This window comes from Candidatus Nitrospira nitrificans (genome assembly GCF_001458775.1).
In the GTDB taxonomy this organism is placed as follows: domain Bacteria; phylum Nitrospirota; class Nitrospiria; order Nitrospirales; family Nitrospiraceae; genus Nitrospira_D; species Nitrospira_D nitrificans.
In genome coordinates this window covers 48,739-66,945 of record NZ_CZPZ01000036.1, presented here as the reverse complement: position 1 = coordinate 66,945, position 18,207 = coordinate 48,739, and the positions used below count along the sequence as shown (strand labels likewise).

Sequence of the window (18,207 nt, the reverse complement as noted above, 5' to 3'; positions counted from 1 at the left end):
GGACTCCGAGAAAAAACCAAACTCAGAATACCACAAAACCCGTGCGGGACAAACGTGAAGGATCGAGGTCAGGGGTTAGACAAGCTTCAGGCGGCGGATCTTGTTTTCTCCGCGTTCGCAGATATAAAGGTGGCCTTGGGAATCCACGGCCAAACCAACAGGAGAATTCACCACCGCCTCGATCGCCAGCAAGCCGTCACCATGTTTCAACATCCCTGCCGATTCCTTGGCGACAAATCGAGCGGCGCCGCAGCCGCCGATATTCTTATCCTCATACCCACTGTCGCCGTTCCCCGCCACCGTGGTGATGACGCCGGTCGCACCATCCACCTTGCGAACCCGATGATTCATGGTGTCGGAAATGTACAGATTGCCCTCGTGATCAAAGACCACGGCCTCCGGGGCGTGCAGCATGGCTCTGACGGCCGGCTTATCGTCGCCGTCGTACCCATAGCGGCAGACACCGGCGACCGTCGAAATAATTCCCGTCCGGGAATCGATCTTTCGGACGCGATTGCTGCCTTTGTCGACCACATACAAGTCGCCCAGGGCGCCGACCGCCAGGCCGACGATGTCGTAGAGACGCGCCTCCATCGCGGGCCTCCCATCGTCCAGATACATCGACATATCCAGCCCATCGGAACACACCGGCATGAGCCATCCCTGATCATCGCTGAAATCGATTCCGATCGCGTCTCCTGACAGAACGACCAAATTCCTCGCCACCAAGGGCTGCTCTCGCGCTTCATCTTCGGCCGTCCACGCCCCTGCTATGGTCGTGACCGATCCTGTCTTTGGATCATACCGCCTGATCTTATGGGCTTGGGTATCAGCGATAAAGAGGACATCCTCGCGATCAAAGGCGATCGCCGCGGGCCAGGTCAGATTGACATCCAGCGCGGGACCGTCCCCATTGAACCCATGCTGGCCAGTACCGACCACCGTCGTAATGATGCCGGTCTCATGATCGACCTTTCGAATCCGGTTGCTCCCCGAATCACAGATATACAAATTATTGTGGGAATCAAATGCGACGCCCAAAGGCAGATAGAGTCCTGCTTCGCCACAGAGACCTTCGTCTCCGCTGTAGCAGGTCTCTCCGATGCCGGCGAAATTGTGGAGCGTACCCTGCTGCAGGTCAATGCGGCGGATGCGATCAGACCCTGACTCGGCAAAATACAGCCACTTCTCGTCCCGATCCAGTGCAACGTGATGGGGGAGCGGAATTCCTGCTTTCACCGCGCGCTTGCCGTCACCCGTGCTTCGGGCCTTGCCGTTCCCGGCAAACGTTTCAATGTAGCCTGAGACTAAGCTGAGTTCGGTATCCATAAGTATGACGCTCGCTAGGGGCTGTTAAAGGATTATGTTGCGGCTCGCGCACTTTCGACTTCCGGCGCGGGATGTTCACAAGACCGTCGCTCTCACCCCCACCCCTACGCGCCCGCTTCGCGGCGAGCCGATATCGATTTCACCGCCCAAGGCCGCTGCGAGCGAAGAGGTGAACGTAGCTTCGGTATATCGAGCCTCCGAGCGGGGCGAGAACGCCGCTGGAGGACTTGTTCAACTCCTGCTAAGAGCGTGGAGCGGGCTGCACAGTGGCCCCAGCAGGCTGAGTCAATGTGGCATTCTGGGTGGACGCCGCCGTCACGGCTTGGGGCGCGGTCGCCTGTTGCGCCGCGGCTTGCGCTTCGGCCTCGATTGCGTCCGCCTCATGAACGGACTTCTTGAACCCCTTGATCGCCTTGCCGAGTCCCTCGCCCAACTGCGGTAATTTCCCCGCGCCGAAGATGATCAGCACGATCATGAGGATAAGAATCAGCTCGGTGAACCCTAGACTGCCAAACATAGTGCACCTCTTCCTACAAGTAAGTTAGGACTTCGGACCATCCTTCGGTTTCTTGGAAAATCGCTCTTTCAACCGTTTACGGGCCTCTTCCGCCTGATCAAACATCTTGCACTTGTCATACACGCTGATGAGGTTGTAATAGGCGAGCGGCTCATCCGGATTGTGCTCCACCGCACTTTCCATAACTCTGACCGCCAAATCGGTCTTCTTATGACTGAGCGCGATTTCCATCAGCTTGAAGCTCGACTCCAAATGCTTCGGATCCAGTTCCAAGGTACGAAGATAGCACTGAATTCCCATGTCGATCGTGTTGTAATCGGATACTTGGGGATTATCCAGCTCGATATAGACGCCTGCAAGATTATACCAAGCGATCGGGTCATCCGGCGTGATCTCGACGAGGCGTTCATAGTACCCTTTGGCCTCCATGTACTTCTTCTTGTCTGCGTAGAGTCTGCCAAGGTTGAATAACGCCAACACATCGTGCGGGAAGATGTCCAACGCATGCCGGAATTCCGCCTCGGCTTCATCGGCCATGTTCTTCGTCGCATAGATCGTTCCCAGATTCGCGTAATACATGGCCAGTGAGCGATTCATTTCCGTGCGAAGAGATTCCGCCATCTCAATGGCTTTCTTGACCTCCGCCAACGCGTCGTCGAGCCGCCCCTTGCTGAAGTACAATTCACCGAGTCGACAACGAGCCTGAAAGTCATCAGGTTCGTCGACCAACAATTTTTCGATCCCGGCGATCTCTTCATCCGATGTGAGCGGCTGATCGCCGGGATCAAGAACGGTTTCTGACTGCACTGGCGTCGGTCCTACATTTTCCATGCTCATCTCGCTCTCAGGCTAGGCCTGACCGTGGGCGAGACCGTCCGTCGCCGGCACCACAGGGCCGCCGGCGGCCGGCAGCGATTCAGCAACGGTTGGCTTCACTCGATCAAGGGTAAGTAACATGACTCCGAGAACAACCATCAACGTCAAGTTGGAGAACAGTAAGGCATAGCCGGCGATAAACATCAGGCCGATTCCGTAGCCGGCCAGTCGCCCGATCATCAGCAACTTCATCACGGTGTAGGACCAGCAGAGCAATCCCCCGACATACAGCGCAAACGGGAGATAGAAGGTGTACCCCATCCCGAATTGAAAGATCCAGCCGATGCCTTGCGAGGCCTGCCGAAAGGCCGAGGCGAAGGCCGGACTAAAGAATTCGAGAAGATAGTCGGCCACGATGAGCGCGGCAAAAACGACACCCGTCGTCGACCAAAACCACATGGCCCGGTTCCGCTGCCGTCGGTTCCTCGTCCGCAGGGAGAGACTCTTGCTCTTGCCGTAGGCCACAAACACGAAGAAGCTGGCCAGAATCATCAATGCCTCACCCACCCGATGCGACTCGTAGACCAGGGGCGGCGCCGCTATTGTTCCTGCCAAGCTGTAAATCGTCGACACGATCTGATAGTAGAGCCACCCGGAAACGCCCAAGTAATACGTGACGGCAAGCACACGTTGCGCCGGCTCACGATGGGTCATCACATATTCCGACGCAAACACCGTCAGCACCAGAAGCGTCAACCCATTGTAAACGACCGCCCCCAGCATGCCTGGCTGCACCACGAGAAACGCGACGGTCAAGAGCACCAAGAGCGCCGCCCCTACACTGCCGAGCTTGCTGAGCCGACTTATTTCAGGCCCTCTCCAGCGATTGAGCAGGGCCAAAGTAAGCGCCAGGAACAACAACACGGCGACGATATTAAGCAGCCACGTCCCCACCTCGGTCAGGGCGGTAAAGGTGGGTGTGATCCACGGGTGGTCTGCCGCCAGCTTGCTGAGATGCATCCCAAGACGGGAGACTAAACGATAGAGAACCAGCTCGAGAAAGGACGTCAGGAGAACGAGTTTGACGGTATATTCAAACAGCGGACCGAAGTCCGACACTCTCCCCGTCACCCGCTCGCTGAGCGTTGCTGCCTTCATCACCACACCCATAAGGGCTGACATTATAGCTGTCGCAAAAAAATGCGGTCAATGTGCCGCCAGCGGCGCCTGTCCGGCTCCTTCCTTCGCCCGCGAGATATACAGCAATCCATCGGCCATCGCGTAATTGAAGGGAAGCTCGCACACGACTTCACTGATCCGCTCATAGACATACTGATACAGGCGCTCCGCTTCGTCGGGAGTCATGCCCTCTTGCACTTCATAAAAAAATCCGAGACTCAGGTCCTCCGCCGACGGCCGCATAATTCGTCGAATCCCATACCCGCCGGGATCGCTCATGATGGGAGCTTCCTTTTCCAAGTCGAACAGGCAGGGCTGGCAAGAAAATCCATAAGACTGGTGAAGTCTCTTGTTTTCAACGACAAAGTTCATCGTTTCAAGCGCTTCTTCTTCTTTTTCCGTGGGGAACCCCACGATAATGTAACAATGCACCGCAATGCCGAGATCGACACAGTCGTCCGCGATGCGCCGAACCCATTCCTGCTTGATCCCCTTCTTCATGAAATCCATGATGCGTTGATTGAAGGATTCCAACCCGAAAACGATCTTCAAACACCCGGCATCCCGCATGGACGCCAACAGTTCGCGTGAGAGGTTTTTCTCGAACCGCATCTCGCAGGTCCATTTGATATCAAGCTGTTTCTCAATCAGCTGTTGGCACAACCGTTTTGTCGGTGACAGCGCAAAACATTCGTCGGTAAAAAAGAAATGGCGGGCGCCATAGCGTTGCGTCAGCCATTGCAGCTCCTCGACCGTCCGCCCGGGATCCTTCTGCCTGAAATTCTGGTGGTCGAGGGTCAGGGCGCAGAACGCACAATCTTTGTAGTAACAGCCCCGCGAAAACTGGACCGGCAAGACCGGCTCCGGCGATAAATAGCGATCCAGGGGGAACCCGTCATAGTTCGGCGCCGGGAGTTGATTGACATTTTCCGAATAGAACGGTTGGTTGACCGTAATCTTCCCATTCTGCCGATAAATCAGGTTGGGAACCTTGCTGTAGTCCTTCTTGCCCGCCAGCTGATTGACCAATTCCAACAAGGCCGTTTCGCCCTCAAATACGACGATATCGTCGGCCAATTCGAAGAGGCTCGGGCAGCGACGAATGTTGTCCACGAGACGGGTGAAGATGCTGCCCCCGATGGTCAGGTGAAGGTCCGGGGCGGCCTCCTTGATCAGCCTGCAGAGCGTGAGCCCGGGGATGATCTGCGACGTGGCCGTAATCGAGACCCCGATGAGATCAGGCCGATTCTTCACGATCGAAGGAATGAACCTATCCCTGAAGAGGCTCAGGTAAGGATTCTGTGCTTCATCATGAACGACCTTCATCAGATCCTTCGAAGAATAGATGGAATAGTTCCCGAACTGATTATCCACGACGGTAAGTCGGGTCGGAAAATACACTGAAGACACGACTTCCAACCACTTATCGATCATGAACAAACTCGCTCGATAGGCATCAGGATCGTAAAATCCTTCGCTGCGCAAGGTGTCCTTGGCAAGTTCGATACGATCGATGAGATAGGAGAACCGATCGAGCGAGTCAGTCACCTTTCCGTAATGCTCGCGACTTCCAGGGCCCGTCTCACCGGTCTGAGTCCGCTCAAGCTCGCGCTGCTTGGCGATCAACTGCTGGTAGACTTCGGCTGCATACTCCTTGGTCAGCACCGCATCCAACAATTCGATACCAAGGTCGCGCTGCGAGACGTCGGAGACCCCACCCTGGCGCAGAAACCCGGTGAGAGACGGCAAACTGAGATAGGGTTGAGACGGATGCCAAGTTGGAGGGAAAAGCAGTGAGACTTTCATGGTAGTGCCGGCCTTTTACGATTGAAAATCAGCGAGTTTGAGACGCCTTCCTCTTATACCCCCCGCACTTCGTCAAATGCAATTCTGCATGTATGGAGGACTGAAACCAGTGCCGAAATCTTCAAGAAAAAAAGGCCTCGAATCGTTCCCTCACTTACCGGGATCCCGATCCGAGGCCATTTGAGAATGACGCCACCAGCGGCTCTTGCTTGCCGCTCCGGTCGTTACAACTTCAACGTGAACCAGGTCGACAGCGACTTCATGCCGTTCCGCTCGATGTTGGCGCCGTCCCACACCGCAAATGCGATCGGCACCGACATACCTGCCTTGAACTGGACATCGTTTGCATCGCCGTTTTCCAAGGTCCGCTTCACGACGACCCGCCAGGTCGGACCGGTGTACCCACCGCCCTTGACGGACCCCGATGGCTCCCAGACGCCGTTCCCGATCACATCCTGATGAGCTTGCGTCGTGAGGGTGCTGAAGCCGTTCGCGCTCAAATCCTCAACGGAACTTACGCGAAGTGTCGGATCAGACATGATATTCCCCGACCAGATACCAGAGTTGAACGGTCCCAGGCTCCGGCCGATACGGTCCGGATAGGTGACGCCCCCCGCCGGCTCTTCAAAGTAATAATCCCAGAAAATGCCGGGATATTGATCGTCGACATCCCAGATGCCCGCGCTGTCCTTGCCGAGATCCTTCTGCCATTCGGCATTCCACCGCCAGATGTTGGTCGTCCCGCCGGATTGTCCCATGCACTGGAACGGCGGAGCCCCGGCCGTGTTCACCGGAAACATCACCGCAACCTGGTCGCGGAAATCTTGCGGGCCGATCGCTGTGTCATTCTTCGTCTGATCGATCCACTCCAATCGCAGCCCAACCTCTTTCCCGTTGGTCATGGCCTTGACGAATACCGACTTCACCGAGATATTCGGATGCATCGGTGTCGTAATCAACTGACCGCTCAACGGAATAATGACGCCCGGAACACTCTCCCATATAGGGTTGGCGCCATCCATGGGAATCTGGCCCTTCACCGCCTTCGCCGGTATCGTCACCGGTTGACTGACGGCCAGTGGTACTCGCCCCAACGTCAGCATCAGGCCGACAGTGAGGGCGGAGAGAAGAATTGCAAACACCAATTTCTTGTTGGTCGTCTGCGCTACCCTCATAGTGCTACTCCCTCCTCTGAATTATTGTAAAGACCGCGTTCGCCCTTAACCCGTTACCGCACGCACTCACGCCGTTCCGGAAGGCCGGCCTTCCTCATTTTCCTTGTCTTTCTCTTTCACATCCATAAACGACTGCGCACCGACTTCGTTCAACAACATGGTCAATTCATTGCCCTGGTCTTGCGCGCCACATTCATACGTCTGGCCTTCGGGAGAGCTGAACGTCGCCGGACGATAGTCGGTTTCCGTGTAGGGCTGCGGAGTCACGCCCAGGAAGGCCGTCTCGAAATCCATCCAATCGGCGGTCATATCCGCCACCAATTTGAAGAGACCGGAATCCGCCTTCTTGGTCAACATGCGACAGAACAGCGGCACCCATCGACCGATATGATTCTTGACGAACTTCTTCTGCGCATCGACCACGATCTGCGTCTTCTCCGGCCCGTCGTGACAGAGCGAGTAGGATTCCTTGTAGGCAAGAAAGTGCATGAACTCGAACTCGACACTGAGATGGTCGAGCCGTTCATGGATATCTTTCGACAATTCGACTCCGAAGGCTTTATAGAAGCCGGAGATATCCCCCATCACATGGGATTGCGCGAACACATGGTCATTCCCGAACAGGGTTTCATAGGGAGGGCAATCGAGCGTAATTACATTACTGAACACGCGGCGATGTTCCGACTGGAGATCGCTGAGCTGCCAGTTGACACATTCGGAAGCGATCAGATTCTCAACCAGGCCCAACTGTTTCTTCAGCGAGATCAATTTCCCTTTGGCTCGCTCGCCACCCACTGCGCCTAGGGCGACATCCAACGCGTCGATGGCGACCCGGCCATCCTCCACAAATTCTCCGCTCCGGAGATAATCAAGAAATTCCTCATCTTCCGGGTACAGGAGGCTCCAGGAGACCAATAAATAGATTTTACTGCGATTGAGCGCACGTTCGACGGCAGGGGAGTCCTTGATGGGCAACGGACTCGGCAGTGTGGCGGTGGCGGATGCAGATACGCCTTGCATCGGCTGTTGACTCGTCATACAAATCGTCTCCCGACCACCTCGTTCACCCTACCCCAAAGGCAGGGTCGCAGGACCTCGTATGTATATGAAATGGGCGATACGAAGTCAAGGGCGAACTGATTGATCTCCTGAATGATAGTTTCCAGCCCAGCGACCAGCCCAGGGGTGGCGTAATCATCACCCGGCCCACCCATCGCCTGTATGAACAGGCGTTTGCCGACCCGTACGTTGAGCCTCCGAGCGAGGCGACCTGCCTCGCGAAGCCGCTTCGGCAAGGCGGGGAACGCAGCCGGCGGCCTTTTTCAATATCCTGCCAGCAGCCTCGACGGTACGACACGGATCGCGACATGGTCATTGACGGTCTGACAGACCATTTCACACATTCCGCAGCCGACACAGGCGTCCTTCTCCACGGAAAGATACAAGGACGCAACGTCCATCGCAAGAGCATCCGTCGGACACTTCGAGACACAGGCATGGCAACCTTGGCCGGCCGTGCAGAGTCGATGCGACACCGTCGCGCTTCCCATTCGAACGTTGTTGATCCCCTCGACCGGAAGGAGCGCGTCCGTTCCACAGGCTGTAATGCAGGGAAGATCCTCACATAACAGGCAGGGAGACTGATCGGCAAAGAGAACGGGTGTCCCGTCCTGAGGATGGGCCACGATCGCGCCTGGAGGACAGGCCGTGATGCAATCATTGCACTTCGTACAACGTTCAAGGAAGAGCGGTTCTCCCACCGCGCCAGGGGGACGCAGCCAGTCAGTGCGAGTCGGCGGAGAAGACGGCTCTACCGGAACCCCATCCGCCTGTTTGACAAGTTCGCGCGCGGCTTTAACGGTGGAGAGCACGGAATCTTTCAGAAAGTCACGCCGACCGTATGAAGGGTTGGTTGGCATTCAAACAACTAGACTGGCGGATGGTCAAAATAGCTGTCCAGCGAGGCCGCAGCGAGCGAAAGGCCGAGGCGTACGTTGTAGGTACGTTGAGGCCTTAAGCGAAGCGAGAACAAAGCTGGCGGCTATTTTCACCATCCGCACTACATCACTCCGTCGGCACGCAGCTTGTACACTTCCACACAGCGATCGCAGGCCCCGAATTCCACGTCCCATCCCGGATGATTCTCGCGAATGAAGTCGAGCACGTAGGATTCCACCTTCGTCCCCATATCCTCGACCCAGGAATACGTCGGGAACCGGCACAGCGGGCACGGGAAACCCGGCATGAGCATGATTTTGTTTTCGGTCTCCGGGACTTCCCCGCCTTCCACATCCACGGCCCGATCCATGACGCGAAGCGTGTCGGCGGCCATTTCAATCAGCTCGGAATGGGTGAAGTAGGAGGTCTGCCAGAGCCCCTCGAACACCGACTTCAGTTGAGGAGGCGGAATTTTTCGGTACCAGGACCGGAATTCCTTGAAACGATCCTCCTTGCTCAGCATCGGCTCCTTGCCTGCCGCGACCAATCGACTATCCACGCTCAAACTCCAGAGCACACGATAGCGCTGCAAGATCAGCGTTTCTTCGCCGGGGTTCTGCCCAAGCTTGGTGTCCGGATCGTAACCGAACAGCGGGTCGATCATGTCGGAAATGTGCATCAGCTCATGGCGGCAATAGCGTGTCAATGCCGGATCATAAAAGCGGCGGGGAATCAGCTTGATCCCCACGCCCTTCAGACCTTTTTCCTCAAACTGTTTCGCCAAGTCCTTTTCGACGGACCCCCATTTGCGGAGAATATCGACGCCTTCCTGATCTTCCTTCAACACACCTTTGACCAGGACAATGCCCACCTTCTCCTTCAATAGCGTATACTCGTTGAATGAGTCGCGGACGATATCAGAAAATCCCCAGATGCCGAAAAGATATTGATACAGCTTCTTAAACTCCGCTTCCCGATCATCGAGCATGAATTTCTCGTAAATCGGGTCGGCATACTCGTGGAATTCCTTATAGTAGGTGGGATCTCCCTCTCGTTCCGTCTTTTCAACGAACGAATCGATGACTTCCTGGAGCAAAGCTGGTTGGAATCTGATTTCCATGAAACAATCCTCAGCGGCTTGGGGGAACAGTAAAAAACATTGTGCACGACGCCCCATGGGCGACATCACTCATGGGAGCCGGCTTGACTTGGCCGCGAGGCATCTCTTACGATCCGAACGACCGACAGAATTATACTGGCTGGCCTGTCGACCAATCAAGGACCAGACGGCCAAGAAAACACGCTGCACATGCCGGAACCGACAATGACTCCTCCGCTCCCGAGTGTCTCCTCAGAGACAGCCGCTGCATCACCGCCTCCGATCGATTTCTTGGACTACTGGGGAGCCGATTGTCGGGAAGTAAAAACGTTCCGTGGCCATTCGCACGGAGTCTGGGCGGTCGCGTTTTCACCTGACGGATCGACGCTCGCCAGCGGCGGCGCCGAACGCCTCGTGCGCATGTGGGACATCGAAACCGGTCGGTTATTGCGTTCTCTACGCGGCCACACTCACGATATTCGCGCCATTGTCTTCACGCCGGACGGGCAAACCCTGGCCACCGGCAGCGAGGACCGGACGATCCGGTTATGGAACGGTCGAACCGGCGAGCCGATGAAGCTCCTGTTCACCAGGTACGATCATAACGTCTGCAGCCTTTCGCTCTCGCCCGACGGCCTCATGCTCGCGCGTGGCAGCCATAACAAAGACATCAAGATTTGGGAAGTCACCACCGGCACCGAGCTGATGACGTTGCTCGGGAAGGATGAGTACGACCATCACTGGTCGGTCTGTGTGGTCTTCTCCCCGGACGGCATTCATCTCGCCAGCGGAACCGACATCGGCAAGATCAAGGTGTGGGAAGTCCTTCCAAGCGGCGAGGAAAAGGTCCTCCACGACGGCCACTGGCGAAAAAACCAGGAAGATTCCACCGAAACCCGCGGCTATTATATTGAAGACGACGGCGGGTTCCAAAAACCGATGGATTACTGGATCGGGGCCATGACCTTCACACCGGACGCGAAACTCCTGATCACCGGCAGCCGGGATGCCACCATCAAGCTGTTCGAGATGCCGAGCGTCGTTGAGAAGAAATCCCTCACCGGCCATAAGGGCTGGGTCCGCAGTCTCGCTGTATCGCCGGATGGGAAAGTCTTAGTCAGCGCAAGCGACGACGAGACCATCAAGTTTTGGGATCTGGCCACCGGCCGCAACTTCCGGACACTCAAAGGCCATAGTAGCGGTGTGCGTTGTCTCACCTTTTCTCCGGACGGCAAACGCCTCGCCAGCGCCTCCTGGGATCGGACCGTCAAGCTGTGGGAAGGGGGAGCAAAAGCGGAAGAGTAGCCGGAGAAAACGGATCGCAGCAAAACCGGCTGCCACGAGAATATCTCTTCTACTCTGTAGAGTCAGACAATGCAGGTTGAAGGGAGGACCCGGCGGATCGTCTGACGAATCGTTCTCGCAGCCTCAACAGCCCGAAGTGCCTCTGGTTGTTCAACCGGCTCCCAAACTCCAGGATATCGCCCTTCAATCGAGTAGGGATTCAATTCTTCGAGCAAGCTCGTGTCGAAATCTACCAGCAGACCGCCTGGCAATAGCGCATAGAGTTCGGTCAGATCATGAATCTTCGGAGGGTCGATTTGCCGAGAAACAAGGAGAGCTTTAAGGTATTTCTCTGCACATTGCTGCGCATGAAAACAAACGGTATCCCCTGGGACCTCCGGCGCGGCAAGATTGTTCTCGATATTGAGCAAGTCGTGTTCGGCCTTTAGAACCCTGGCTCGGACAAGGTCTTCGTCCTTAGGCCGCACGGTCATGCAGGATCTTTCCCTCTTGCCACGCTGTTTTTATAACAGTCCCTGGCGCGTCTCGGTATGCTTCGAATTCTTCAGGACTCACGACAATGACATCTTTAGGAACCCCCATGCCGGCTAACAATCCATAGATCTCGACCGCTCGCCTTCGTTTCGAACCGTGCGGCTGCATCACGACAAGCAAATCGACATCGCTATGCGGACCGGCCGTCCCGCGGGCATGTGATCCAAAGAGAATGATGCGCTCAGGATGGAACCGCTCGACAATACGCCGTACCATTTCGGTAATAGCATCCTGAACCGCGCTTGTGCTCCTTGCTGATTGGACCATCTTATCTTTGAACTCCTGAGCTGGAGGATACTCCTTATAGACCTTAGAAATCATCTGTAAGGAGGCTATTCATCTCCCACTCTGATAAAGGTCACGAGGCGAAACTTCCGGACTCTCAAGGGTCGCAGTGGGGAGTAGGGGGTCTGGATTTTCCTCCGATAGCAGACGCCCCGCCAGCGCGAGAATTCCATGAAAAAGAGCTGCTCCGAAGAAGCATGTTCAAGAAATTGCTTCACTTTCTAGGCTTTGGCCTGTCGAAGCTGGACTTCCAGGATGAGGTTAGTGTTCACGGAATACATCGTCACCCCACCATTCGAGAAACTTATGCTGTAAATCGACGGAGGTGTGCTGCTCTCGAAGGTCGGCGAGCGCCCCCTTCCCAAGCAAACTTCATTTTGCCTTTGGAATGGGGAGCACGCCGATCGATCAAACAATCGACAAAATCCTCCACTTCACGTCGGAGATCGGGGGACAACCCTTTGATCCGGTCCTCAAAAGACAACATCGGCAGATTCTCCTCTCTGGTACATCTTATTACGACAGCTTTTTCACCACCAGCAATTCGTTGCTCCGATCGTTGATCTGAGATAGCAACTTTTTATCGACAACCTATAATTCGCTATATTTTTTCGAACTTCCGTAGGCTTTTCTTACGGGATACTTGGCTTCGTTCTTGTTGAGCTTCGAACGGACCGCCGCATGCAGGTCCATACCGAGATCATGGCATAGATGTGTAAGCACAATTGCCACTGCCACTTCCTCTTCAATCCGCTGCTTCGACTCGCTAGCAATCAGGCCTGTAACTTCCACGTCACTTTTCCACTGAAATATCTCGAGCAATTCGGCTGCTTCTACCGAGAGAGAAACTGCCAAGTCCTTTGGCTTATGAAACTGTTCCCAGTTGCGTTTCTGCCTAAACTCAAGAAGTTCAACAAGCAAGTCGTTACCAATCATGAGCCTTTTCTCCTTGATTGGGACCAGACTTTGCGAATGGCTTGATGTGCGCTGCCTCCAATGCTGGCAGGGTTCGCTCTCCTGTTACCGCACATCGCCGTCCGTAAGCCTCGGTCACCACACCCGAAAGGCACCTTGACCTAATCTTGCCCTTGTCAAAAATTCAGCTCCATACCTTGTGACATCCTCAGCTGCAACGGGCATGGCGCTCGTCGCAGTCATCTGCAGCAGATGCTGGACCCGAAGTCGCTCCTGGACCTGAATCCATACGTGTTTCCCAACTTCTTCATTGGTGTCATACGTCTTGCCTTGAACGATGTTTGACGACCAATCAGGAGGAGAAGGAATCCAGTCTTTTCTCTCAAGGAAAAACGGATTCGCCAAGATGGTACAGCCAATGACCGGGTCATGCTCTCGCGGCTTCTTGGCTCTAAATTTTTCGATCCTCAAACATAATTACTCTAGAGGCCGCATGAGGCTCTTCGCCTCAGGATGCTTGTACGGAGCGGTTTGATTGGATTTTGCTGAAGACTTGGCTTTCTTGCCCATGCATCTTCCCTGGGGAACACTAACGAAACTGCGCCGCAGGATACTCTTTTACTGAGCAGAAATCATCATGCCGGCATCCTTAGGAGGCGTGGTGCGGTCAAAACCGTATAGCCATCGTTCCTCTTTGTAGCGCTTCATGCTCCACGCCCCAACGTGCATGGCAGGTCCTCGATCCAGAGCACCCGGCTGCGGTACTCGTCATGCTGTAGCGCTTGGTAGAATTTTCGATCGGACGTCAAAAATGACATGTTCAGTTGCATGGCCAGGGCCAAGTACAAGCAATCGTACAAACTCTGCTTCGTATGGCGGGCGAGGTCGAAGGCGGCTAGTACCAGCGTCTCATCGGCGTGGCGACGGATAGGAGCTCGTCGAAATGCCCGCCAAATGTCTTCAGTATCTTGCGCGGTCAGTTCGTCACGGCGGCGTTTTTTGGAGAGAACATTCCCGACTTCCAGCGTGAGAAAGGCGGGAGCATGAAGGCGCGCGTCGGAATCTTTGAGGCGCAACGCCTGCTCGCAGTGCTCCTCCGGAATGAACCATTTGAGAACGACACTCGCATCAATGATGTACGCCCTCACCGATCGCGGTCCTCGCGGATCAGCTCGGCGCTGTCACTAAATTTCTTTCCTGACCGTTTGAGCCGTTCACGGATGCGCTCGGCTTCCTTCCAGAAATCGCCCGACTCTTCTTTGGCCGCCTCTTCAAGAATTGTCTTTACTTCAGCTTGAAGTGACCGTCCTCGAGTCTTGGCTCTTTTTTTGAGCCGTGCGACGACTTTATCTTGGAGGTTTCGAACAAGAACCTGTGCCATGTGCAAACCTCCTTCGGTCCTATAGGTTGAGCTAGCATAATGCTAGCACCACTCCCCCTGTACTGCAATGACTATTCCGGCATCTCCCACAACTTGACTGACGCAAAAAAGAGCCGCCTTTCAGTTCGGGGCAATCTCATAAACGAGCGTCACCGTTGCCTCGACCTTTAGCTCCCCGGGCGAGATCGGCACCTCGCCGGTGCCCGCGTCCATCGCCATGCGCGCCATGGAAGCAGCGGGCCTGATCATAGGGCGGCCCCCTTCATGGACTGATACGACCCGCACGAGTTTTACCTGCAGCGACTCGCTCAGCGCCGCCGCTTTTTCGCGCGCCTTGACCGCCGCCTGTTTCAATGCGCTCAGACGCACCGATTGCTCATCGCGCAACCCCCAGTGCAACCCCTGAAAGCTATTCGCGCCGGCCTTCAAGACTTCTTCGATCACCGTGCCCACTCTGTCGAGGGCACGGATTTCCACGGTCACCATATTGCCGACGATATAGCCGACGATTTCCGGAGAAGCAGGCGGCGCATCGGCGGGACGGTTAGACGGCGGTCGATATTGCGGGGAGACCGTAAAAGACGAGGTTTGGATCAGCTCCTTGTCGATCTGTAAATCGCGCAGTCGGTCCAAGACTTTGCTCATGACGGCACTGTTCCGCCTCTGCGTCTCGACGAGTGATTTGCCGGGCGTGTCCAGGCCGAACGTCACATAAGCCGTATCCGGCGCGTGCGTCGTCATCCCGGTTTCGCTGACCGTGAGGGTCGGCGTCTCGGGCTTCGTCTCATCATGCGCCGGCGCCGCAAGCGGAATCCCCAGCAGCAGCACCAACAACCAGACAATCCGCATGCTCATCCTCCTTGCATCAAAAGGAATATCTCGCCTCGGTCATGGCCCACACACCCACGAGGTGGGTGGCAGCATAGCGGCCCTGCAACGATGACGCAAGAAACCGCGACCGCCTCCCCGCTACTTGACCCAGCCAACGGCATGCGGCATCTTGTCTCTGACAGGCTTGATGAGACAGGGCCTCATGGCTATGACGTCGACCATGCTCCAGCTTGGAACCACAGCGCCGCCGTTCGCCTTGCACGATCTGGTGAGCGGGCAACATTATTCGCTCGACTCGTTCGCCACCCAAACAGGGCTGCTCGTCATGTTTATCTGCAAGCACTGTCCCTATGTCGTACATGTCGAGCAGGAGCTTGCCCGACTCGGACGTGACTATCGCGACACGAGCTTAGGGATCATTGCCATCAGCAGCAATGATCCCATCAGCTATCCCGATGATGCACCGCCGCAGCTCAAAAAAATGGCCGTACGCCTGGGCTTTACCTTTCCATTCTGTCACGATGAGACACAGGAGGTCGCGAAGGCCTATCGCGCTGCCTGCACTCCAGAATTCTATCTTTTTGATGGCGATCGTCGACTGGCCTACCATGGACAACTCGATGAGAGCCGGCCCGGCAACAACAAACCGATAACCGGCCGCGATCTCCGCTCCGCCATCCGGGCAGTGCTCGCCGGGAAACCGGTTGACAGTAATCAACGACCCAGTATCGGTTGCAGCATCAAGTGGAAGCAGGGCAATGCCCCACCCTACGCTTGAAAAGCCATTGCAGGCACCCACCCGCGTCGTGTCAAATCCAGACAATCCGTTCGATCTCGCAGTGGCCTACCCCATCTAGAACGCATCTATCCATCAGACATCCAGCCATCAAAAACGCTCGCTCGAGTACGGTCGGCACATCGCCCAAAAACCATGCCTTCCAGCATGAGCGTGGCATAAGAATTTTCATTCCCCATCTTCTGTTGATAACCCTGTGAATAAGTCACGGTATTCCGCAAAAGACGGTACAAATGGCGTGTGTATTCAGCAAATCGCCTATATTTTAGGCATCCGCCCCATCGCGCCCGAACCACAACTAATAGTGGTCCAAGTCTATGTTCCTTACTTTCTTGCATATTCGTAGGAACTTGTCTTGACAGGAGCCAATCAGTTCTTACCGAGGCCGGCACTCTTCTCACTAATCCCATGGCTATCCACAGGTTCAACACATTTCTGGGGATGACCGCTCTCAGCAACAGAAGCGAGGTTTCGTATCTGTCAAGGGGGCGACGCAGAAAAGATGGCTCCATCGAGAGGGGAAAAATCTAGGGACCAAACTCACAAGATCAGGGCCAAACGGAAGGCCGAATCACGTGATTCGAAATCATCGCCTGAGATCCATTGTGATCATCGACAACGTGTCCTCGACGAGTATCTCGATATTGTTCATGATTGTGTCGTTTCCTAGCCGTTCGAGCAACAGCTCGACAATTGAGAAGTCAGGACAACGCTCGTATCCGCTGAGAACACCCATGGACGAGAGTCCAAACGGATTCACAGGGGCAGTCGAGGATAGACGCGACCCAACAGTATACGACGGCGGGAGAGGCTGGTCATGAACACGGGAGGACAAGGCGTAGGCGGAGCATCAGGAAGGCTCCATCATCGCGCAGGCGTAAAGAACGCCTTCCCTGATGCTCCACCTTTTGATCAACGCAATCCTAGCCAACCTGGATCTCGATGGCTTTCGGCTTCGCCTGTACGGATTTCGGAAGATGCACGTGCAGCATCCCGTCCTTGAAGTCCGCGGTCACCTTGCTCCCATCCGCATCCTCCGGAAGTGAGAAACTGCGCACGAAACTCCCGTAGGCGCGTTCGACTCGGTGATATTTTTTGCTCTTTTCTTCTTTCTCGAATTTCCGCTCGCCTGAAATCGTCAGGACATTATCCTCTACCGTGAGGCGCACGTCCTCCTTCTTCATGTCCGACAATTCGGCCTTGATGAGGTATTCCTTCTCATCCTCCGTAATGTCCACCAGCGGCGACCATTGGGTCACCGTCAGGGCTTCCTTCCCGCCGTTGCTCGTTGCCTCCCGACCGGTAAACAGCGTCGCCAAACGGCTTTCCAGTTCATCCCGATCCTTGAAAGGATTCCATCGAGTTCTGCTCATCGGATCCCAGCGTAAGATTGTATTCATGGCCTCATCTCCTTGTCGTCATAGCAGTGAACGTTTCATGCTCACGGGTATCTGTCATGATTGACCTAATACGCCAACCAGTTGCAGCTCCGCATTCAGCCAGTCCTCCAAGGCCAAGCCTTCTTGCCGGCCCCGTTGTTCATATAAGTCGTAGGCCAGCTGCGCAATGCGGTCGTGCGTCAAAGCTCCCTCCAATGTCTGCCTGGGAAGATCAGCCTTCTCACCAATTGGACTGCTCATTGGCGTGCCTACCGACATGGTCGACGTTGCTTGCTGTGAACCTCTTTCCTTGCTCATCGCACACCTCCTCTCATTGCCGCGTTCATAACTGTGAGTTGTTGAGTAAGACGTCTCCCATCGATCGACTCCGATCACTGGACCTTTTTCCCCGCCTTGTCCGGCGGAGCCTTGTGGTACCACTGATCCGCCCACTTCATCAGCTCACGCTTTTTATCGCCGTACCGTTCCTGGGCTTTGCCGACAAATCTGTCGTAGTTCCCCCCGATCTCCTGGAGATCATTGTCCGTAAACTTGACCCACTTCTCTTTCAGTTCACCTTTGAACTGCATCCATTTTCCTTTGAGTTGCGCAGCATTCATGGCATTGCCCTCCTTACTTATTAATTGAGAGTGACATGAGGGTCGGGTCGTCATGCAGGAAACCATCAGACAACCCGACACCCCTCGGTCACCCCGTTCGGCTGGTGCGTCCCATGATTAAATGAATCGCCCCCATCACCAGGATCCCGGCTAAGACCAGAATCCATGAAATTTGAACCACGACGGTCGAGATCCCGGCGAGGTTCAGCGCGCCGGCGATCAAGCCGACGACCAGGAACATCAGTGCGTAATAGAGCATGGTTGCTCCTCTCTGATGGAATGCGGATGTGAGTTGATAGTCC

23 protein-coding genes are annotated in these 18,207 nt (G+C 55.3%); 2 read left to right on the top strand and 21 right to left on the bottom strand.

The features are described from left to right. Positions 1–75 precede the first annotated feature (75 nt). From COMA2_RS19175 to COMA2_RS19130, 9 genes are all read right to left on the bottom strand, one after another. A complete protein-coding gene (locus tag COMA2_RS19175; RefSeq protein WP_090902352.1) occupies positions 76–1,329 on the bottom strand; it encodes an NHL domain-containing protein in 1,254 nt (417 codons plus the stop codon). A 241-nt stretch (positions 1,330–1,570) separates the two neighbouring features. Then, entirely contained in the window at positions 1,571–1,846 is a 276-nt protein-coding gene (tatA, locus tag COMA2_RS20975; protein WP_090902349.1) for a twin-arginine translocase TatA/TatE family subunit, read from the bottom strand. A 24-nt stretch (positions 1,847–1,870) separates the two neighbouring features. Continuing rightward, positions 1,871–2,677, bottom strand: coding sequence for a tetratricopeptide repeat protein (locus COMA2_RS19165; RefSeq protein ID WP_175304737.1), 807 nt, complete (start codon positions 2,675–2,677; stop codon positions 1,871–1,873). An 18-nt stretch (positions 2,678–2,695) separates the two neighbouring features. Beyond that, positions 2,696–3,820 carry a hypothetical protein gene (locus tag COMA2_RS19160; protein WP_139077520.1) on the bottom strand — a complete coding sequence of 375 codons (1,125 nt, stop codon included), beginning with the start codon at positions 3,818–3,820 and terminating at the stop codon, positions 2,696–2,698. Between the two features lie 48 nt (positions 3,821–3,868). Next, entirely contained in the window at positions 3,869–5,647 is a 1,779-nt protein-coding gene (locus COMA2_RS19155) for a B12-binding domain-containing radical SAM protein (RefSeq protein ID WP_090902340.1), read from the bottom strand. Between the two features lie 224 nt (positions 5,648–5,871). Beyond that, positions 5,872–6,822, bottom strand: a complete 951-nt coding sequence (locus tag COMA2_RS19150; protein WP_090902336.1) for an ethylbenzene dehydrogenase-related protein — start codon at positions 6,820–6,822, stop codon at positions 5,872–5,874. 66 nt (positions 6,823–6,888) lie between these two features. Continuing rightward, positions 6,889–7,860, bottom strand: a complete 972-nt coding sequence (locus tag COMA2_RS19145) for a TorD/DmsD family molecular chaperone (protein ID WP_090902332.1) — start codon at positions 7,858–7,860, stop codon at positions 6,889–6,891. A 284-nt stretch (positions 7,861–8,144) separates the two neighbouring features. Beyond that, positions 8,145–8,693, bottom strand: a complete 549-nt coding sequence (locus COMA2_RS19135) for a 4Fe-4S dicluster domain-containing protein (RefSeq protein ID WP_175304736.1) — start codon at positions 8,691–8,693, stop codon at positions 8,145–8,147. Between the two features lie 188 nt (positions 8,694–8,881). After that, on the bottom strand, positions 8,882–9,880 hold the full coding sequence (locus tag COMA2_RS19130) for an inorganic diphosphatase (protein ID WP_090902323.1): 999 nt from the start codon (positions 9,878–9,880) through the stop codon (positions 8,882–8,884). A 189-nt stretch (positions 9,881–10,069) separates the two neighbouring features. On the opposite strand from COMA2_RS19130, the gene COMA2_RS19125 reads away from it, so the two are divergent. Further along, positions 10,070–11,164 (top strand): WD40 repeat domain-containing protein, encoded by a 1,095-nt coding sequence (locus COMA2_RS19125; protein ID WP_090902320.1) that lies wholly within the window; start codon positions 10,070–10,072, stop codon positions 11,162–11,164. Positions 11,165–11,226: 62 nt separating this feature from the next. On the opposite strand, the gene COMA2_RS19120 is transcribed toward COMA2_RS19125, so the two are convergent. The 8 genes from COMA2_RS19120 to COMA2_RS19085 form a co-directional block, all read right to left on the bottom strand. Beyond that, positions 11,227–11,637: a HEPN domain-containing protein gene (locus tag COMA2_RS19120; protein ID WP_090902318.1), complete on the bottom strand. Its 411-nt coding sequence runs from the start codon at positions 11,635–11,637 to the stop codon at positions 11,227–11,229. Next, complete coding sequence (locus COMA2_RS19115) at positions 11,621–11,914, bottom strand: nucleotidyltransferase domain-containing protein (RefSeq protein WP_090902622.1); 294 nt, start codon at positions 11,912–11,914, stop codon at positions 11,621–11,623. Before COMA2_RS19115 ends, COMA2_RS19120 begins: the two co-directional genes overlap by 17 nt. Positions 11,915–12,287: 373 nt before the next feature. Further along, the gene (locus COMA2_RS21210) at positions 12,288–12,470 is read right to left on the bottom strand and encodes a DUF2281 domain-containing protein (RefSeq protein WP_217490836.1); all 183 of its coding nucleotides are present in this window, start codon (positions 12,468–12,470) and stop codon (positions 12,288–12,290) included. Between the two features lie 104 nt (positions 12,471–12,574). Beyond that, positions 12,575–12,919 (bottom strand): nucleotide pyrophosphohydrolase, encoded by a 345-nt coding sequence (locus COMA2_RS19105; protein ID WP_090902317.1) that lies wholly within the window; start codon positions 12,917–12,919, stop codon positions 12,575–12,577. Next, a complete protein-coding gene (locus COMA2_RS21205; RefSeq protein WP_342672633.1) occupies positions 12,909–13,037 on the bottom strand; it encodes an HNH endonuclease in 129 nt (42 codons plus the stop codon). Before COMA2_RS21205 ends, COMA2_RS19105 begins: the two co-directional genes overlap by 11 nt. Before the next feature lie 565 nt (positions 13,038–13,602). After that, a complete protein-coding gene (locus COMA2_RS19095; RefSeq protein WP_090902311.1) occupies positions 13,603–14,046 on the bottom strand; it encodes a type II toxin-antitoxin system VapC family toxin in 444 nt (147 codons plus the stop codon). Beyond that, positions 14,043–14,279: a FitA-like ribbon-helix-helix domain-containing protein gene (locus COMA2_RS19090; RefSeq protein ID WP_090902308.1), complete on the bottom strand. Its 237-nt coding sequence runs from the start codon at positions 14,277–14,279 to the stop codon at positions 14,043–14,045. Before COMA2_RS19090 ends, COMA2_RS19095 begins: the two co-directional genes overlap by 4 nt. A 120-nt stretch (positions 14,280–14,399) precedes the next feature. Then, positions 14,400–15,128, bottom strand: a complete 729-nt coding sequence (locus tag COMA2_RS19085; protein ID WP_175304735.1) for an SIMPL domain-containing protein — start codon at positions 15,126–15,128, stop codon at positions 14,400–14,402. 184 nt (positions 15,129–15,312) lie between these two features. Here COMA2_RS19085 and COMA2_RS19080 point away from each other — a divergent pair, with 184 nt between their 5' ends. After that, the gene (locus tag COMA2_RS19080; RefSeq protein ID WP_090902302.1) at positions 15,313–15,888 is read left to right on the top strand and encodes a thioredoxin family protein; all 576 of its coding nucleotides are present in this window, start codon (positions 15,313–15,315) and stop codon (positions 15,886–15,888) included. 941 nt (positions 15,889–16,829) lie between these two features. On the opposite strand, the gene COMA2_RS19075 is transcribed toward COMA2_RS19080, so the two are convergent. The 4 genes from COMA2_RS19075 to COMA2_RS19935 form a co-directional block, all read right to left on the bottom strand. Beyond that, entirely contained in the window at positions 16,830–17,306 is a 477-nt protein-coding gene (locus COMA2_RS19075) for an Hsp20/alpha crystallin family protein (protein WP_245631117.1), read from the bottom strand. A gap of 54 nt (positions 17,307–17,360) precedes the next feature. Further along, positions 17,361–17,603 carry a DUF2934 domain-containing protein gene (locus tag COMA2_RS19070; protein ID WP_090902299.1) on the bottom strand — a complete coding sequence of 81 codons (243 nt, stop codon included), beginning with the start codon at positions 17,601–17,603 and terminating at the stop codon, positions 17,361–17,363. A 74-nt stretch (positions 17,604–17,677) separates the two neighbouring features. Next, positions 17,678–17,905, bottom strand: coding sequence for a CsbD family protein (locus COMA2_RS19065; protein WP_090902296.1), 228 nt, complete (start codon positions 17,903–17,905; stop codon positions 17,678–17,680). An 88-nt stretch (positions 17,906–17,993) separates the two neighbouring features. Further along, positions 17,994–18,164: a DUF1328 family protein gene (locus COMA2_RS19935; protein WP_139077518.1), complete on the bottom strand. Its 171-nt coding sequence runs from the start codon at positions 18,162–18,164 to the stop codon at positions 17,994–17,996. Between the last annotated feature and the right edge of the window lie 43 nt (positions 18,165–18,207).

Excerpts from the sequence above, each read along its gene's own strand:
- COMA2_RS21210 (WP_217490836.1), bottom strand. The coding sequence starts at position 12,470 with ATGTTGTCTTTTGAGGACCGGATCAAAGGGTTGTCCCCCGATCTCCGA.
- COMA2_RS19935 (WP_139077518.1), bottom strand. The coding sequence starts at position 18,164 with ATGCTCTATTACGCACTGATGTTCCTGGTCGTCGGCTTGATCGCCGGC.
- COMA2_RS19165 (WP_175304737.1), bottom strand. The coding sequence starts at position 2,677 with ATGGAAAATGTAGGACCGACGCCAGTGCAGTCAGAAACCGTTCTTGAT.
- COMA2_RS19175 (WP_090902352.1), bottom strand. The coding sequence starts at position 1,329 with ATGGATACCGAACTCAGCTTAGTCTCAGGCTACATTGAAACGTTTGCC.
- COMA2_RS19150 (WP_090902336.1), bottom strand. The coding sequence starts at position 6,822 with ATGAGGGTAGCGCAGACGACCAACAAGAAATTGGTGTTTGCAATTCTT.
- COMA2_RS19120 (WP_090902318.1), bottom strand. The coding sequence starts at position 11,637 with ATGACCGTGCGGCCTAAGGACGAAGACCTTGTCCGAGCCAGGGTTCTA.
- COMA2_RS19090 (WP_090902308.1), bottom strand. The coding sequence starts at position 14,279 with ATGGCACAGGTTCTTGTTCGAAACCTCCAAGATAAAGTCGTCGCACGG.
- COMA2_RS19125 (WP_090902320.1), top strand. The coding sequence starts at position 10,070 with ATGCCGGAACCGACAATGACTCCTCCGCTCCCGAGTGTCTCCTCAGAG.
- COMA2_RS19115 (WP_090902622.1), bottom strand. The coding sequence starts at position 11,914 with ATGGTACGGCGTATTGTCGAGCGGTTCCATCCTGAGCGCATCATTCTC.
- COMA2_RS19105 (WP_090902317.1), bottom strand. The coding sequence starts at position 12,919 with ATGATTGGTAACGACTTGCTTGTTGAACTTCTTGAGTTTAGGCAGAAA.
- COMA2_RS19070 (WP_090902299.1), bottom strand. The coding sequence starts at position 17,603 with ATGAGCAAGGAAAGAGGTTCACAGCAAGCAACGTCGACCATGTCGGTA.
- COMA2_RS19080 (WP_090902302.1), top strand. The coding sequence starts at position 15,313 with ATGGCTATGACGTCGACCATGCTCCAGCTTGGAACCACAGCGCCGCCG.
- COMA2_RS19155 (WP_090902340.1), bottom strand. The coding sequence starts at position 5,647 with ATGAAAGTCTCACTGCTTTTCCCTCCAACTTGGCATCCGTCTCAACCC.
- COMA2_RS19130 (WP_090902323.1), bottom strand. The coding sequence starts at position 9,880 with ATGGAAATCAGATTCCAACCAGCTTTGCTCCAGGAAGTCATCGATTCG.
- COMA2_RS19160 (WP_139077520.1), bottom strand. The coding sequence starts at position 3,820 with ATGAAGGCAGCAACGCTCAGCGAGCGGGTGACGGGGAGAGTGTCGGAC.
- tatA (WP_090902349.1), bottom strand. The coding sequence starts at position 1,846 with ATGTTTGGCAGTCTAGGGTTCACCGAGCTGATTCTTATCCTCATGATC.
- COMA2_RS19145 (WP_090902332.1), bottom strand. The coding sequence starts at position 7,860 with ATGACGAGTCAACAGCCGATGCAAGGCGTATCTGCATCCGCCACCGCC.
- COMA2_RS19085 (WP_175304735.1), bottom strand. The coding sequence starts at position 15,128 with ATGCGGATTGTCTGGTTGTTGGTGCTGCTGCTGGGGATTCCGCTTGCG.
- COMA2_RS19065 (WP_090902296.1), bottom strand. The coding sequence starts at position 17,905 with ATGAATGCTGCGCAACTCAAAGGAAAATGGATGCAGTTCAAAGGTGAA.
- COMA2_RS19075 (WP_245631117.1), bottom strand. The coding sequence starts at position 17,306 with ATGAATACAATCTTACGCTGGGATCCGATGAGCAGAACTCGATGGAAT.